We start from the raw sequence: 15489 nt of genomic DNA, 5'->3' as shown, positions 1-15489 counted from the left end.
TCCGCCGAGGCTCAGGGGTGATGAGGACCTTGAGAGTGTCGCGTTGATCCAACCGACCGCGTGTAGCGGCCATCATGGGAATCCATCTATCAGGGGCGGGCTCTTCCGGTCGGTCGTCAGCTTTCCGCGGGGCGTTCGAGCGCCACCTTGGGCAGCCGCCGAGCGAGTGGGGCGGGCATCCACCAGGCCCACCGGCCGAACAGCTGCATGACGGCCGGGACGATAAGGCAGCGGATGACCAGGGCGTCCATCAGGATCGCCACGGCGAGGCCGAGCCCGAATTGCTGGAGCATCCGGTCGGCGCTCAGCATGAAGGCGCCGAACACCACGATCATGATGGCCCCGGCCGCCGTGATCACCTTGCCGGTGGAGGCCAGTCCTTCCCGTACCGCGAGGGAGTGGTCCTTCGTGCGCTCCCATTCCTCGTGGATCCGCGAGACCAGGAACACTTCGTAGTCCATGGACAGCCCGAACACGATGGCGAAGATCAGTACGGGGAGGAAGGCTTCGATCGGCCCCGGCTGCACCCCGAGCCAGCCGTGCTGGAACACCAGGGTCATGGCGCCGAGCGCGGCGGAGATCGAGAGCAGATTCAGCACGGCTGCCTTGATGGGGATCAGCACCGACCGGAAGACCAGCATGAGCAGGAGCGACGACAGCCCGACGACGACGGCGACGAACATCGGCAGCCGCTTCGAGACCGTATCCGCGAAGTCCTGGGAGGCGGCGGTGGAGCCGCCGACCAGGATCTGGGCGCCGGTGTCGCGCTCCAGCCCCGGGGCCACGTCATCGCGCAGGTGATGCACGAGATCAGTGGTGCCCTCGTCCTGCGGTGCTGTCTTCGGGTAGACGATCACGGTGGACAGGGCGCCGTCGTCGGAGGGCAGCGCGGGGCTGGCCGCGGCCACGCCTTCGACCTTGGTCAGCTCGGACTGGACGGCCCGGCCGGCGGCCTCGTCACCTTGTGCCAAGACGACCAGCGGACCGTTGAAGCCCGGGCCGAAGCCCTCGGCGAGCAGGTCGTACGCCTTCCTGGAGGTCAAGGTCGTCGGGTCGTTGCCCGCGTCGGCGAAGCCCAGACGCATGCCCAGCGTCGGTGCGGACAGGGCCAGCATGGCGAAGACGGCGACCAGCAGCGCCGGCAGCGGACGGCGCTGAACGGCTTGGGCCAGGGCCCGCCAGCGGCGGCCTTCGACCTTGCCCTTGGCCGCGGCTTTGGCCGCGTGCTGCAGCACGTGAAGCTGGATGCGGTTGCCGAAGAACGCCAGCAGTGCGGGCAGCAGGACCAGAGAGGCGGCCATGGTGGTCAGCACGGTCACTGCCAGGGCGAGGGCCACGCCCTGCAGCGAGCCGAGGCCGAGCGCGACCAGGCCCAGCAGGGCGATGATCACGGTGCAGCCGGCGAAGAAGACCGTGCGACCGGCGGCGTCCAGGGCCTTACGGGTGGCTTCGGCCGGCTCGGCGCCGTCGGTGAGTTCCTGCCGGTAGCGGTAGAAGATCAGCAAGGCGTAGTCGACGCCGACGCCGAGTCCGACGAGCATCGTGATGGGCGGCGTGAAGTCGGCGATGGTGAAGACGTGCGAGGCGAGACCGATCAGGCCGATGGCGGCACCGACCGCGAAGAGGGCGGTGATCAGCGGCACGGCGGCCGCCACCACGGAGCCGAAGAGCAGCCCGAGGATGAGCACGGCGGCCACGATGCCGGCGAGTTCCGCAGTCGGGCTTCCCTTCTCCTCGGCGCCGCGCACGGCATCGCCGCCGACCTCGACCCGAAGCCCGTCCGCCTCGGCACTCTTGGCGGTGTCGATGATCGCAGTGACGTCCTCCTTGGGCACGGCCTCGGCCTTGCCGTCGAGAGTCACAGTGGCGTAGCCGATCGTGCCGTCCTTGGACACGGCGGAGGCATCGGCGTACGGGCTGCGTACATCGGCGACGCTCGGCAGCCCCTTCACCTCGGCCAGCATCTCCTCGACGGCGGCCTTGCGGCCAGCGATGCCCTGGCCGTCCTTCAGCACAATCTCGACGCTGTCGCCGGCCTGGGCGGAACCGTGCTTTGTGTACAGGTCGGTGGCGGCTTGGGAATCGGTGCCCGGCAGGGAGAAGTCGTTCTTGTACGCGGAGCCTGCCGCTTGCGAACCCAAAGTGACGGCGGCCAGGACGGCCACCCAGAGCAGCAGGGCGGCCCAGCGGTGACGCTGCGCCCAGCCGGCGAGGGCGCCGAACCGGCCGACACGCGGCTTATCTGGCCGGCCCGGTGTGGGCGGGGCAAGGGACGCGGCTACGCCGCGGGTTGGAGACATGGTGACTACCTCGGATGGAAGCGGGGGTGGCCTGGCGGTAGAAGCACGCCCACCACGGCGCCGCACAGCGTGAGCGCGCCGATCGCCAGGGCGGTAAGCACGCCGCCGATCTCCAAGGCCAGGGCCTCGAAGGCCGCGACCAGCAGAATTCCGGCGGCAGCCCCGACGAGCGCGAAGACGAACGCGGCACTGGCCCGTGCGAGGAAGGTGGGTGCGTTCATGCCAGTGATCGTGCACGCGCGAGGGGGTCGGAATCGTCAGTCTCCGGACGACACCCGACGTACCTCAGCGGATGTACGCTGCCGGGACGTCGTACCTCAGGGGTGCCGCGGCCGACGGTTCGCCGGGGTGGGCCGGCGGCCCCGCCGCGGTCAGGGCCTAGTCCGCCAGCCAGCCCGGGCTGACCATTCCGGACTCGTACGCCAGCACCACAACCTGCGACCTGTCCCGCGCCCCCAGTTTCGTCATGATCCGGCTGACGTGCGTCTTCGCCGTCGACAGTGACAGCACCAGCCGCTCCGCGATCTCATGGTTCGTGCGCCCTGCCGCCACCAGCTGCATGACCTCGCGCTCCCGGTCGGTGAGGACATCGAGCCGGGGATCCGGCTCCGGGCCCGTCACCCGGCCCGCGAACTCGGCGATGAGCCGCCGTGTGACCGACGGGCTGATCAGAGCATCACCCCGAGCGGCCACCCGCACCGCTTGGAGCAACTCCTCCGGCCCCGAGTCCTTCACCAAGAAACCCGTCGCCCCGGCGCGCAGAGCCCCGTACACGTAGTCGTCCAGATCGAAGGTCGTAAGGATGACCACCTTCACCGACGCCAGCTGCTCATCCCCGGTGATCACCTGGCAGGCTTCCAGACCGTCCATATCCGGCATCCGGATGTCCATCAAGACCACGTCCGGCCCCAGCTCGCGGCAGGCCGACACCGCAGCTTGTCCGTCCCCGGCCTCCCCCACCACCTCGATGTCGTCCTCGTCCTCCAGGACCGACCGGAACCCGGCCCGGACCAGCCAATGGTCATCCGCCAGCAGGACCCTGATCATCGGTCACTCCACTCCATCGCCTCTCCTGTGCTCCCGTACGGCAGCCGGGCCCGCACCGCGAATCCGCCCTCCGGCCGCGGGCCCGCGGTCAGCTCGCCACCCAGTGCCCGCGCCCGCTCCGTCATGCCGGCGATCCCGCTGCCGCCACCCGACCCGGCCGGGCGGGGCGCCGCGCCCCGGCCATCGTCCTCGACGGCCACGGTCAGCTCCCGGTCCCCATAAGCGATCCGGATCGTGACCCCACTGGCGCGGCTGTGCCTGGCGGCGTTGGTCAGCGACTCCTGCACGATCCGGTACGCGGCCAGGTCGACCGGGGCGGGCAGCGAGCGCTCAGCCCCAGTCCGCTCGATCCGCACCGCGAGCCCCGCCAGCTTGGCAGAGACCACCAGCTCATCCGCCCGGCCCAACCCCGGCGCGGGTGCCCTGGGCGCGTCCTCATCGACCCGGCGGAGCACGTCGAGGGTGGCCCTGAGCTCCCGCAGGACCTCCCGGCTGCCCACCTCGATCGCGCTGAGCGCCGCCTCTGCCTGGGGAGCAGGATCCTTCTTCAGCCGGTGGCGTGCCGCGCCTGCCTGCACGTTGATCATCGAAATGTTGTGCCCGATCACATCGTGCAGCTCCCGAGCAATGCGCAGCCGCTCCTCGGTCGCCCGCAGCCGCGCCTCCTCCTCGGCGTAGGCCACCCGGCTATGCCGCCCGTTACCGAGAGCCACGACGGCGACCAGCCAGCCGGTAAGCATGAACACCGCCGTGCCGTTGATATCGCTGTTGCCCGCGAGGGTGCCCGCGGACACGCCGATCACCATAGCCGCCGCCATGGCGACGGCCGGCTGCAGCCGGCCCTGGGCCGCGATGGCGTACAACACCACGATCGGAACGATGACCAGCGGGCCGTCGATGTCGCTCAGCAGATAGTAGGCACCCGTGACCAGCACCGTGAACCAGCCCACCGCCACCGGATACCGGCGCCGGAACAACAGCGCTCCACACACCGCCATGATCAGCAGCCAGGACACGACCAGCGAGGGCATCGAGTCGCCGCCGTGGCTCAGCCGCTGCCCCTCAGCGACGAGCGCCACCAACACGAACACCCCGATGGCCAGCGCGGCATCAGCGGGGGCGCCACGAGGCAGCCGGAAGCGGGTCTGATCGAAAGACGGCATGGCTCCATCTTCTCCGCAGTGCCGATCAAAGCAGGAGGTCCTGCGGGAGACACACCCCACCGATACTTGCGTGCCTGCCTGCAGTCGCCTGCCCCGGTCTGGACCTCGTCCCGCACGAGGCCGCGCTGACAGGCTGTTGGGCACATCATCCCCGAGCGGGCCGACCAGATCAGCAACGGCCTCCGCGCGGTCGCCGCGGCGCAGCCCGCCGGCCTTCGACAATGGCCTTGAAGGCGCTCGGGTCACACCTTGACCGCCGTGAGCTTTTCCGGGTTGCGGACGCAGTAGATGGCCGTCACGACACCGCCGCGGATCTCGACTGAGGTCACCTGATCGAGTTCGCCGTCGATGAGCACCACGACGGAGTGCATCCCGTTGTAGGCGCCGATGCGGACGTCGAGTTCGCCCATGCGGGCGCCCTTGGCCAGGAGCCCGAGAAGCAGCCGGGCCACCTTGTCGGGCCCGATCACGGGGCGCCGCACCGCGTTAACGACCCCGCCGCCGTCAGCCAGGAACACCACATCGGGTGCGAGCAGGTCCATGAGGCCTTGGACGTCACCGGTCGCGGCCGCCGTCAGGAACCGTTCGGCGACCGGCTGTGCCTCAGCAGGGGTGGCGACTGCGGTGTGTCGCCTCGCGCGCACGCTGTTGCGGGCGCGCTGGTTCAACTGCCGCACCGCGGCCTCGGACTTGCCCACCGCGGCGGCGATCTCCGCGTAGTCGAAGCCGAACACCTCGCGCAACACGAACACCGCGCGCTGAGTAGGGGTCAGAGCCTCCAGAACCAGCAGCATCGCGGTGGTCACGGCCTCGCCGGTGAGCACGTGGTCGATGCCGTCGGGTGCGTCGCCGGCAGCGTCGGTCACCAGCGGCTCGGGCAGCCACGGCCCCACGTACTGCTCCCGGCGGCGGACGGCCGACCGCAGTACGCCGAGCGCCTGACGGGTGACGATCTGTGCCAGATAGGCCCGCGCGTTCTCCACCGAGGTGTGGTTCACCGACCGCCACCGCAAGTAGCTGTCCTGCAGGACATCTTCGGCGTCGGCCACCGACCCGAGGATCTCGTAGGCGATCGAGAACAGCAGAGCTCTGTGCGTGGTGAACTCGTCCGCAGGATCCGGCTGCTCGGTCACTTCGAGCCCCGCAGCCAGGCGTAGGTGGCGGTGCGGGCACCGAACTTCGCGTAGCGACAGACTCGTTCCTTGACCACAGCCGCGGTGCGCCCGGCGAAGTAGAGCCGCCGCACGGTGTCGTTCCTGCGGCCGACCTGCAGCAGCCCGTCGCGCCGGCCCAGGCTCAACGCCTGTCCGGTGTACCCCATGGAGTACGGCTTGGGCTTACGGCCTTGGATCATCCGCGCCAGCGTATCCGCTGCGTGTGCGCCCTGAGGCATGGCCGTCGCGCAGGCCGCTCGAGAGCCGGGAACCGCCGCGCAGTCGCCGACGACGAAGATCCGCGGGTCGGTCACGCTGCGCAGATGCTCGTCGACCACCGCACGCGCGTCGGCATCCACCTCAAGTCCACTGCGGGCAGCCAGGTCGGGCACGCTCCCGATGATCGCCCACAGCGTGAGGTCGGAGGTGAACTGCGGGCGCGAGTGGAGACGCACCATGTCGCCTCCACCTTCCCCGGCGCCAGGGTCAATCTGCTCGACGGAGTCCTCCACGATCTCCACGTTCAAGCGGTCCAGGGCGGTCCGCACACGCTTCTGCGCTCCTGCCGACAGGCTTGCGGCGATCGTCTGTCCCACGATCCGCACGCGGAGGTCGGGTCGGCCGAAGGCGATCTCGGATGCCGTCTCGATGCCCGTCAGGCCGCCACCGATGACGGTGACCGCCTTCCCGCGGGGCAGTCCGGCCAGCGCGGCCCGCGCCTCCTCCGCGCCCTCCCAGGTCCCCACCGGAACGGTGCCCGGCAGCGGTGCGACCGTGCTGCCCACCGCGAGGAACAGGTAGTCGAAGTCGAGACTCGCCCCGTCGCCGAGAGTGACCTGACCGTCGCCGATCTTGTCGACGGCGCCCACCCGCGTTGCGACCCCTTCGCTCAGCATCGACGTCAGCGGGGTCGCCGCGGCTCCGGTCCCGGCGATCTGCTCGTGCAGCCGCACCCGCTCGACGAAGTCAGGACGGGGGTTGATCACCGTAATCTCCGCTGCCTTCACCCGCTTGGCCAGCCGGTTCGCCGCGATCGTCCCCGCGTAGCCGGCTCCCACCACCACGACCCTCATGTGTGCCTCCTGTTGTGGAATCAGTTCACACACGGGATGCAGCCCACCTCGCGTTTGTGACGGGCAAGCCGAGTGACCTGTATCACTCACGGTGAAGCCGTCGATGCTGGCTTTCAGCGTGGCGGCGTGGGACTCGCGTTCGTGCGGCACCACATCAACATGCTCGGCCGGTACTCCTTCCAGCACCCGGAGCCGGCGGCCTGCGGCCCGTACGCGACAAGGACGCCGCCGACGGGGCATGACAGCGAGAACGGGGGAGGAAGTAGGGCGGGCCGCTGCCCGACTACCGTTGCTCCGCATGACCCACACCGAGATCGAGATCACAGCGGAGTTGGTCCGGGACCTGCTGCGCGACCAGCACCCTGACCTGGCCGAGCACCCCTTGAAGCTCGGCGCGCGTGGTTGGGACAACCAGCTGTGGCGGCTCGGCGACGACCTCGCCGTCCGATTGCCCTGGGCGACACAGTCCGCGGACGCGCTACTACGCAAGGAGCACGCCTGGCTGCCCGTTCTCGCCCCGCACCTTCCGCTGCAGATCCCCGTCCCGCAGCGCCTCGGTGAGCCCTCCGAGCGGTTTCCGCGGCCCTGGCTCGTCACCACCTGGGTGCCGGGCGAGCCCGCCGACCGCGCCCCCGCCACGCGCGCCGCGGAGGCGGCCGACACCTTGGCCGCATTCCTGACAGCTCTGCACCAACCCGCCCCCGACCGGGCACCCGCCGACGAGTACGGCCGCGGGGGGCCACTGGCCGACCGCGCCGAGCAGTTCGAGAGGCAGCTCGCCTCGGTCACCGAGCTGGGGCTGATCCCCGACTCGGACGCCGTCCGCGCGGTCTGGGAAGACGCCGTCGCCGCGCCCGACTGGGCGGGCCCGGCGCTGCGGCTCCACGGCGACCTGCATCCGGCCAACGTCCTCACCGAAGGCGGCACCTTCTGCGGCGTGATCGATTTCGGCACCCTCTGCGCGGGCGATCCGGCCATCGACCTCGCCGCTCCTTGGATACTGCTGCCGGACGGCGCCGCCGTCCGCCTCGTCACCGCGCCGCGAAGATCCGGGCGGCGGGACCGGCTGGCACCTCGACGACCGGCACGCCCCCGGCCGTGCGGATCTTCCACTCCGGCAAGGCGACCGGATAGACCTGCTCGACGGTCCGCCCGCGCAGCCCTGGCAGCCAGATCTCCGCGGCCTCGCCGCGCGACCACAGCGCCAGCAGCGACTCGGAACCGGCGTCCAGTTGCAGCGCTATCACTTCGTCGTCCCAGCCCGGGAGGCCGAGCGGCCACACCGGATGCGCCTCGGCGATGCGGTGCCGCCAGTCCTTGTGGAGCGCAACGGCTTCGCGCACCAGCGCGAACCGCTCGGAGTCGAGCTCGCCCAGGAACCCGGAGAGGTAGAGCCGGCCCATGACGCCCGCCGTCATCGCGAACGCCGTCTCCTCAGGGCTCATCGACGCGGCCGGATAGGCCCAGTTCCCGGCCTGCTCGGGGAGGACGCTCGCGGGCGCGGCGGCGGCGATCGGCGCGTACCGCCGGAAATCCTGCTGGTCGCTGGTGGACTGCAGGTGCGCCACGGACAGCAGGTTGTAGTCCATGCGCATCCCGCCCGAGGAGCAGCTCTCGAACAGGACTTCCGGGTGCCGCGCCTGGGCATCGCTCAGCCAGTCGCGGAAGGCCCGGGTGTGCCCCAGGAGCCCGGCCCCGGGCCCGTCGGCGTCCACGTCGGTCCCGACGCCCGAGTTCACGTTGTAGTCGAGCTTGAAGAACGAGAGCCCGAATTCGTTCACGAGCCGGTCCACGGCCTCGTCCAGATGGGCGCGCGCCGCCGGGTGCCGGAAGTCGAGCTGAAAATGCCCGGTCTCGCTGACACGCCGGCCGAACCGCTGGAAGAACGCCTCCTCGGGCAGCTGCTGCCCCAGCGCCGCATTGGCGCCGACCGCTTCGGGTTCGAGCCAGATCCCCGGGCGCATCCCTTTGGCGCGGATCGCGTCGATGACCGAGATCAGGCCGCCGTTGAACTGCCCGGGGGCCTCGTGCCAGTCGCCCGAGTCCGTCCACCAGTTGCCGGTGCCGTACCACCCGGCGTCGATGCAGTAGTACTCCGCGCCCGCTTTCGCCGCCGCCTCGATGAGCGGCAGCTCCTTCTCCGTCGACGGACCGGCCATGAGCGTGTTCATGAAGTCGTTGTAGACCAACGGAAGCCCTGCATCGACCGGGCGCAGTTCGCGGATCGCGCGCCGGTAATCGGTGAGCGCCGCGAAGGCCGCGTCCCGTCCGCCGTCCGCGACGCAGAACCCGGCGGGCACCGTCGTGAACTCGCCTCCGGGAGCCAGGCGCTCGGCGAACTGGTGGTACAGGTCGGTCGGGCCGTACACGCCGACGGTGACCGTGCCCTCGTTCTGCGTCGCTTCCCAGTGCCAGCCCGCGCTGGTCTCGACCTGCCACGCGATCGAAGGCCCGTCATTGATCGCGAGGACCCCGGTCGGCAGGAACTCGCCGCTCGAGAAGGACCCGTGACTGGTCACCGAGAAGTTCCCGCGCGGGCGCCGGCCGTGGAACGCCGGGTTGACATCCGGCAGCAGCTCCGAGATCGGACGCTGATGCCAGCGCCCTTCGGCGAGCCATTCGCTTTCGCCCCACAGCACGTCGTGCGCCCCCTCCGGGACGGCCACGAGCGCGGAGCTCACCGAGAGGAGCATGAGGTCGTCCTCGGTGCCGTTGCGAACGGTGTGCCGGATCTGGACTCCCGGCCCTGCCGCCCGGAAGACGCTGGTCACTTCGAGGCCGCTCTCCGGATCGTGCTGGCGAATCCGCAGCTCGTCGCCGTGCGCTTCGTGACCGGTGTAGCGGAGCCGCAGCCCGGCCCCCCAGAGCAGGAGGCTCTGGTTGTGGCGCGCGCGGTGTTCCCCGGCGGTGCTCACGTCGACGATCGCCGAGGGCGCGGCCACAGACGGGGCGTCAGGGCCGGTCGCCCAGTGGACGAGCCGGACGGGGTGGTCGTCGCCGTGGTCGAACCGCAGGTGCAGTCCGGAGTGGGCCCACTCGATGGCGGGTTCGCGGTCGCGATGCTGCGGCTCGGTCGATGTCACTGTCTTACTCCACTTTGGATTACTGCGTACTGACGAGTCGGGACGGCTGGACGCGGTCTTCTCTGCCGCCCTTCACGCGGCCTGTCGGCGCCCGGCGCGGCTGGCGGCGGACCGTTCCAGCCGCTCCGGGCGCCTGGAGACTCATTGGGCGGCGGCCTCCTCGGTGGTGAGGAAGCGGAGGTTGCGGACGTGGTCGTTGACGAACATGGGCACGCCGTCCGAGGCCAGGTACCAGGCGGGCTTGCCCCCGCTGTCGCGGATGACGCGGCCGTTGATGCGGAGGTTCTCGAAGGTGATGTCCTTGATGAGGTGGTCGGCGTCGAGGCCGATGAGCATCGAGATTTCGGCGTTGGTGCCGTTGTAGGTGAGGTCCTTGATGTAGACGTTCTCGATGCCGCGGCCGGCAACCTGGTTCCACTTCGGGTTGAAGGAGACCTGCATGTGGACGAGGTGGCCCCAGCGGAAGTCCTCGACGCGGATGTCGTCGAACCTGACGTCCCGGACGAGGTTGCCGTCGCCGGCGTTGATGGCGAGGCAGCCCTGGGCGATCACCTGTGGTTCGCGGTGGTCGAGGATGTCGATGTTGGTGAAGTTCAGGTTCTCCAGCACCTCGTGGTTGGCGGGGTCGTCGTTGCCGTGCACGGCCATGTTGATCGGGTGGGCGACATCGGCCCACAGGGTGGAGTTCTTGACGGTGATGTTGCGGGTGTCGCCGTAGAACTCCCAGCGGTGGGTGTAGAGGGCGATGCAGTCGTCGGACGTGCGCAGGAAGCAGCCGTCGATCGTGACGTTCTCGGAGCAGTAGAGCTGGATGCCGTCGCCCCAGGCCAAGTGGGTGAAGGCGCGCAGGTTCGTGATGGAGACGTTCTCCGACTCGGCGATTTGGACGTTGTACCGGGAGTTGAGGAGGGTGACGCCGTCGACGTGGATGTTCTCGGAGTCGCGGATGCCGATCGAGCCGCCGGTGTCGTTGCGGAGGACGCCGTGGCCGGTCAGCCGGCAGTTCTCCACCCCCTCGAAGATCACCTCGGAGACGAGGACCGCACCGGCGGCCAGATAGACGGTGGTGCCGCTGGGCACCTTCAGCATCCGGTCGGGAGGGGTGTGCAGGCCGGGGCCGAAGTACATGACCTTCGGGTCGCCCTCGGCGGGCGGGTTCTCCTCGATGGGGTTGGAGAACAGGTGCAGGCAGTCGAAGATCTTGTCGTCGACCTGGACGACGACGTTCCGGGGCCGGTCCAGAGTGAAGCGGGCGGTGCTGCCGAGCACCTCGGGCTTGATGCCGTACGAGTCGGGACGGACACGGACCTTCTCGAAACCGCCCGGGTTGTAGGTGACCTCGACCTCGACGGTGCCGGAGAAGTCGAACATGGCCACGGAGGAGTTCTGGGCCCGGCGGCCGCCGGTCAGGGCGTCGATCAGGTCCAGCTTGACCAGGTAGACGTCGAGTCTCTGCCAGGTGCCGCCGGCCGGGCGGACCTTGACGGTGAAGGCGGTGTTGAGGGGGACGCTCGGGAGGGTCGGGTGGATCACGACGCTGTCGCCGGTGGTGTCCGACTCCGCCGCCGGGGTGGCGCCGCGGGCAACGCCCACGAAGCCGGTGGCGGAAGCGGCGACGGCACCGGCGGCCGTCAGGGCGCTGCGCCGGGACAGGGACGAATTCATCATGTCGGCTCCTGTAGAACGAGTGGATGAAGCGGCCGCGGCGGTACACGCCGCGGCCGACGCGGAAGCTGCTCTTGCGAGGGCGGGATCTCGGCGTTTGCGGCTCCTGTTCCGCGGGGTTGGGTGGGGCACTCGGTTGTGATGCGGCCGCGGGGCGGAGACGGTCTCGTAGGACCCGCGAACGAGACGACGAGGCCCCGAGAGGCGTACGGGATCTCGCCGGGCCGAGTGCCGGCACGGCCGCCGCCGGCGCGAAGCGGCTCAGGCCCAGGGTGTGACGGCCCGGAAGGAGCTGTCGTCGCGGAAGAGCTGGGTGGCGTCGTAGGAGTCGAGCCACAGCTCGTAGTTGCGGTGGCGCAGGAAGCGGCCGGGGAAGTTGGACGACTCCAGCCGGACGCTGCCGCTGGCGGTGCCGGGGCGTGGGATGAAGGTGGCGTCCGAGCGGAAGGCGGCCGTGCCGTCGTCGGCGGCGAGGCGGATGCGGAAGTTGTTGTGGCGCAGGTACTGGCCGTTGGCGGCGCGGAGGGAGTAGCCGTTGGGGGCCGCGAGGCCGGGGACGATCGTGAACGTGGCGTCCTGCTTGACCTGGGTGGTGCTGGCGGCGGTCACCTCGTGGAGGTAGCCGAGGTAGTTCTGGTGGCGGATGTAGCGGGTGGGGAGGTTCACCGACTGGAGCGAGCGGGCGCCGGTCGGCAGGGTGGCCGTGCCGGACTCCCGGGCGTAGGCCAGCGTGCCGAAGCCGAGTTCGTCGAAGCCGCCGCTGGTCGTGCCGTAGTCGCCGCCGCCTCCCTCGGGCCTGACGCGGGCCACCATGTCGCCGGTGTTCGGCATGGCCATGCCGCGCCTGATGGCGTAGTGGTGGTAGACCCGCTCCCAGACCGGGCGCCACTGGCCACGGCCGCTTTCGGAGATGACGGTCTGCGCCGTTTCCACGCAGTGCGGGCCGTTTCTCCAGATGTAGGTGGTGTACGGCACGTCGTAGCCGAGGTTGTACCGCGCGACGTACTCGCATGCCTTGCGGAACCTGGAGTCGTCCGCGGCGTAGAGGTCGACGCCCTGGTTCCAGGCCATCTCGCAGATGGTGCCCATCAGGCCGATGCCCATGATGCTGTGGGCCTGGTCGCGTCCGCTCTCCTGCCACTGGGCCAGGCCCACGTCGTTGTAGACGTAGGGGATCGCGTTGGCCAGCGAGCCGTTGCCTGCGCCGTTGTAGAAGTAGTCCACCGTCTCGTCGAACTTGGCCGGGTCGTCGCAGAGGATCCCGATGGCCATGAGCGAGGCCATGGAGCACAGGTCCCAGTTCGCCCAGTAATGGCCCCAGCAATTGGTGGTGCGGTTCAGGAAGTCGTGGTTCGCCGGATAGAAGTAGGTGAGCATCATGGCCTTGAAACGGGCCAGGTCGAAGCCGGGGTAGCCGCGCATGATCTCGCCGACGTTGGCGAACTGGTACCCGTAGATGCCCGCCAGGAGCACGACTTCGGAGCCTCCGCCGATGCCCTCCAGCGTCCCCGACCAGGCGTTGCAGATGTCCCGCGCGGTGTCGGCGTGTGCGGTGTTGCCGGTGACCTTCCAGCGCAGCGCGTTCTGGTACGCGGCGTGGATGTCGTTGTAGAGGATCGGGTAGTTCTGCGGGTCCGAGCCGCCGCGGAAGACCATCTTCTGCGGTCGGGGGGTCCAGCCGGCGGCCGAGTGGCCGTTGGCGACCAGCCGGTCCCAGCCCGCCTTCCAGGGCTGATAGCCCGCGTTCACCATCGCGCGCATGCGGTCGAAGTCGGCCTGGGTGTGGAGCATGCCGGGGTGGGTGAAGGTGGCCGGGGCGGCGCTGGCCGTGCCGCCGAGGAGGGTTGCGGCGCCGGTGCCCGCCGCTGAGGCGAGGGCGAGCCCGCCGGCGGCCTTCAGCATCCCGCGCCGGCTGATTCCGTCGGCAGACTGCGCTTTGTGCGTATTTGTGCGGCTCACGGTGTCTCTCCTGTCTGGTAGGGAGTCGGACCTTCGGAGACGTCGTGCCGTGCGGGCCACCCGGGTGCTGTCGTCCCACGATCACACCGGGGTGGTCCGGTCCTTGCTGTGCGCTGCGGCCGCGGGCGATCACGGCAGGCGTGCCACGTGGCGGAGTCCGCCGAGGAGATGGGCGCGGAAGTCCGGATCGTCGTAGGCCTCGGCGGTGTGGCCGAGCGCGGTGTGTGCAGGCTGAGCGGTCGGCTCGCCGACCGCTCCCCCGCGCTAGTCGCGTGTCACCTCGGCGGGCTCCTCGGCGCCCGGATTGGACAGTGAGGGGCCGGCCGCTCCGGGCGCCTGGAGACTCATTGCGCGGCGGCCTCCTCGGTGGTGAGGAACCGGAGGTTCTGCACGTGCTCGTTGACGAACATCGGCACGCCGTCCGAGGCCAGGTACCACGCGGGCTTGCCCCCGCTGTCGCGGATCACCCTGCCGTTGATACGGAGGTTCTCGAAGGTGACGTCCTTGATGACGTGGTCCGCGTCGAGGCCGACGATGATCGACAGGTCGGCGTGGGTGCCGTTGTAGCTGAGGTCCTTGATGTAGACGTTCTCGATGCCGCGGCCGGGTGCGGTGTTCCACTTCGGCATGTAGGTGACCCGCATCTGGACGAGCTGGCCCCAGCGGATATCCTCGACGCGGATGTTGTCGCACCTGACATCGCGGATGAGGTTGCCGTCGCCGGGGTTGAGGGCGATGCAGCCCTGGGCGCTCACCTGCGGCTCGCGGTGGTCGAGGATGTCGATGTTCTCGAAGCGCAGGTTCTCCAACACCTCGGGGGCGTTGGGGTCGGGGTTGCCGTGGATGCCGACGTTGATGGGGTGGGCGACGTCGGCCCAGAGGGTGCAGTTCTTGACGGTGATGTTGCGGGTGTCGCCGTACCAGTCGTTGCGGTGCGTGTAGATGGCGATGCAGTCGTCGGAGTTGCGCAGGAAGCAGCCGTCGATGGTGACGTTCTCGGAGCAGTAGATGTCGATGCCGTCGCCCCAGCCGTCGGCGCTGAAGGAGCGCAGGTTGGTGATGGTGACGTTGTTGGACTCGGCGACGTTGGCCGAGTTGTACCGAGGGTTGAGGACCGTGATGCCGTCGATGTGGACGTTCTGGGAGTCGTGGACGGAGATCGCGCCGCCGGTGCGGGTGTAGATGACGCCGCGGCCGATCAGGCGGCCACTCTCCACCCCCTCGAAGATCACGTTCGCGGTGAGGACGGCGCCGGCGGCCAGGTAGACGGTGGTGCCATCGGGCACGGTCAGCTTGCCGTCGGGGCGGGTGTGGTAACCGGGCCCGAAGTACATGACCTTCTTGTCGCCCTGCTGGGGCGGGTCCTGCTCGATGGGGTTGGCGAGCAGGTGCAGGCAGTCGAAGATCTTGTCGTCGACCTGGATGACGAGGTTGCGGGGGCGGTCGAGGGTGAAGCGGGCGGTGCTGCCGAGCACCTCGGGCTTGATGCCGTAGGAGTCCGGGCGGATGCGGACCTTTTCGAAACCGCCGGGGTTGTAGGTGACCTCGACCTCGACGGTGCCGGAGAAGTCGAAGGCCGCCATCGATGAAAGCGGGGCCTCGTTGCGGGCGGTGATCGGGTTGATGAGCGCGAGCCTGACCCGGTAAACGTCCAGCGTCTGCCAGGTGCCGCCGGCCGGGCGGACCTTGACGGTGAAGGCGGTGTTGAGGGGGACCTGCGGGAGGGTCGGGTGGACAACCACTCTGTCGCCCGCGGCGTCGGACGCCTCCGCCGCCGGGGTGGCGCCGCGGGCAACGCCCACGAGGCCGGTGGCGGAAGCTGCGACGGCACCGGCGGCCGTCAGGGCGCTGCGCCGGGACAGGGACGAGTTCATCATGTCGGCTCCTGGAGTACGAGTGACAAGTAACGATTTCTGGAAGGGTGATTCGTGCAAGGCGGCAGCCGTGTGGGAACACGGGTTGCCTGATGTGCGGCCCCACGTCATCGGTCGCTGTCGTCGAACGCCCGTAGCGTCGCGCCGAAGCACATGGTGAGGTCGCCTGAT

General features: G+C 69.6%; 11 protein-coding genes and 1 pseudogene. 2 read left to right on the top strand and 10 right to left on the bottom strand.

The features are described 5' to 3' along the window. Positions 1-116: 116 nt before the first annotated feature. The 6 genes from H1D24_RS31195 to H1D24_RS31170 form a co-directional block, all read right to left on the bottom strand. Complete coding sequence (locus H1D24_RS31195) at positions 117-2300, bottom strand: MMPL family transporter (protein WP_181661077.1); 2184 nt, start codon at positions 2298-2300, stop codon at positions 117-119. A gap of 5 nt (positions 2301-2305) precedes the next feature. Beyond that, positions 2306-2521 carry a hypothetical protein gene (locus H1D24_RS31190; protein ID WP_181661076.1) on the bottom strand — a complete coding sequence of 72 codons (216 nt, stop codon included), beginning with the start codon at positions 2519-2521 and terminating at the stop codon, positions 2306-2308. 157 nt (positions 2522-2678) lie between these two features. After that, the gene (locus tag H1D24_RS31185; RefSeq protein WP_181661075.1) at positions 2679-3347 is read right to left on the bottom strand and encodes a response regulator; all 669 of its coding nucleotides are present in this window, start codon (positions 3345-3347) and stop codon (positions 2679-2681) included. Next, positions 3344-4510 carry a sensor histidine kinase gene (locus tag H1D24_RS31180; protein WP_181661074.1) on the bottom strand — a complete coding sequence of 389 codons (1167 nt, stop codon included), beginning with the start codon at positions 4508-4510 and terminating at the stop codon, positions 3344-3346. The genes H1D24_RS31185 and H1D24_RS31180 overlap by 4 nt, the downstream gene beginning before the upstream one ends. Positions 4511-4752: 242 nt before the next feature. Then, entirely contained in the window at positions 4753-5643 is an 891-nt protein-coding gene (locus H1D24_RS31175) for an RNA polymerase sigma-70 factor (RefSeq protein ID WP_181661073.1), read from the bottom strand. Beyond that, positions 5640-6737: an NAD(P)/FAD-dependent oxidoreductase gene (locus H1D24_RS31170; protein ID WP_181661072.1), complete on the bottom strand. Its 1098-nt coding sequence runs from the start codon at positions 6735-6737 to the stop codon at positions 5640-5642. The genes H1D24_RS31175 and H1D24_RS31170 overlap by 4 nt, the downstream gene beginning before the upstream one ends. A gap of 298 nt (positions 6738-7035) precedes the next feature. On the opposite strand from H1D24_RS31170, the pseudogene H1D24_RS31165 reads away from it, so the two are divergent. Then, positions 7036-7782, top strand: a pseudogene (locus H1D24_RS31165) (aminoglycoside phosphotransferase family protein); the annotation flags it as partial. Here the strand turns inward: H1D24_RS31165 and H1D24_RS31160 are convergent. The 3 genes from H1D24_RS31160 to H1D24_RS31150 form a co-directional block, all read right to left on the bottom strand. Continuing rightward, positions 7769-9820: a glycoside hydrolase family 36 protein gene (locus tag H1D24_RS31160; protein ID WP_309484501.1), complete on the bottom strand. Its 2052-nt coding sequence runs from the start codon at positions 9818-9820 to the stop codon at positions 7769-7771. The pseudogene H1D24_RS31165 and the gene H1D24_RS31160 overlap by 14 nt on opposite strands. A gap of 141 nt (positions 9821-9961) precedes the next feature. Next, a complete protein-coding gene (locus tag H1D24_RS31155; RefSeq protein ID WP_181661135.1) occupies positions 9962-11485 on the bottom strand; it encodes a glycosyl hydrolase family 28 protein in 1524 nt (507 codons plus the stop codon). 261 nt (positions 11486-11746) lie between these two features. Beyond that, the gene (locus tag H1D24_RS31150) at positions 11747-13444 is read right to left on the bottom strand and encodes an AbfB domain-containing protein (protein ID WP_181661071.1); all 1698 of its coding nucleotides are present in this window, start codon (positions 13442-13444) and stop codon (positions 11747-11749) included. Positions 13445-13591: 147 nt separating this feature from the next. Here H1D24_RS31150 and H1D24_RS44415 point away from each other — a divergent pair, with 147 nt between their 5' ends. Then, the gene (locus tag H1D24_RS44415; RefSeq protein ID WP_181661070.1) at positions 13592-13759 is read left to right on the top strand and encodes a hypothetical protein; all 168 of its coding nucleotides are present in this window, start codon (positions 13592-13594) and stop codon (positions 13757-13759) included. Between the two features lie 29 nt (positions 13760-13788). Here the strand turns inward: H1D24_RS44415 and H1D24_RS31140 are convergent, their stop codons facing one another. Continuing rightward, entirely contained in the window at positions 13789-15318 is a 1530-nt protein-coding gene (locus H1D24_RS31140) for a glycosyl hydrolase family 28 protein (RefSeq protein WP_181661134.1), read from the bottom strand. Positions 15319-15489: the final 171 nt, after the last annotated feature.

Origin of the sequence: Streptomyces himalayensis subsp. himalayensis (genome assembly GCF_013778455.1) — a bacterium.
Lineage (GTDB): Bacteria > Actinomycetota > Actinomycetes > Streptomycetales > Streptomycetaceae > Streptomyces > Streptomyces himalayensis.
The sequence above is the reverse complement of the archived record's forward strand: the minus strand, read 5'-3'. Positions and strand labels throughout refer to the sequence as shown.

Excerpts from the sequence above, each read along its gene's own strand:
- H1D24_RS31170 (WP_181661072.1), bottom strand. The coding sequence starts at position 6,737 with ATGAGGGTCGTGGTGGTGGGAGCCGGCTACGCGGGGACGATCGCGGCG.
- H1D24_RS31185 (WP_181661075.1), bottom strand. The coding sequence starts at position 3,347 with ATGATCAGGGTCCTGCTGGCGGATGACCATTGGCTGGTCCGGGCCGGG.
- H1D24_RS31155 (WP_181661135.1), bottom strand. The coding sequence starts at position 11,485 with ATGAATTCGTCCCTGTCCCGGCGCAGCGCCCTGACGGCCGCCGGTGCC.
- H1D24_RS31180 (WP_181661074.1), bottom strand. The coding sequence starts at position 4,510 with ATGCCGTCTTTCGATCAGACCCGCTTCCGGCTGCCTCGTGGCGCCCCC.
- H1D24_RS31190 (WP_181661076.1), bottom strand. The coding sequence starts at position 2,521 with ATGAACGCACCCACCTTCCTCGCACGGGCCAGTGCCGCGTTCGTCTTC.
- H1D24_RS31195 (WP_181661077.1), bottom strand. The coding sequence starts at position 2,300 with ATGTCTCCAACCCGCGGCGTAGCCGCGTCCCTTGCCCCGCCCACACCG.
- H1D24_RS31140 (WP_181661134.1), bottom strand. The coding sequence starts at position 15,318 with ATGAACTCGTCCCTGTCCCGGCGCAGCGCCCTGACGGCCGCCGGTGCC.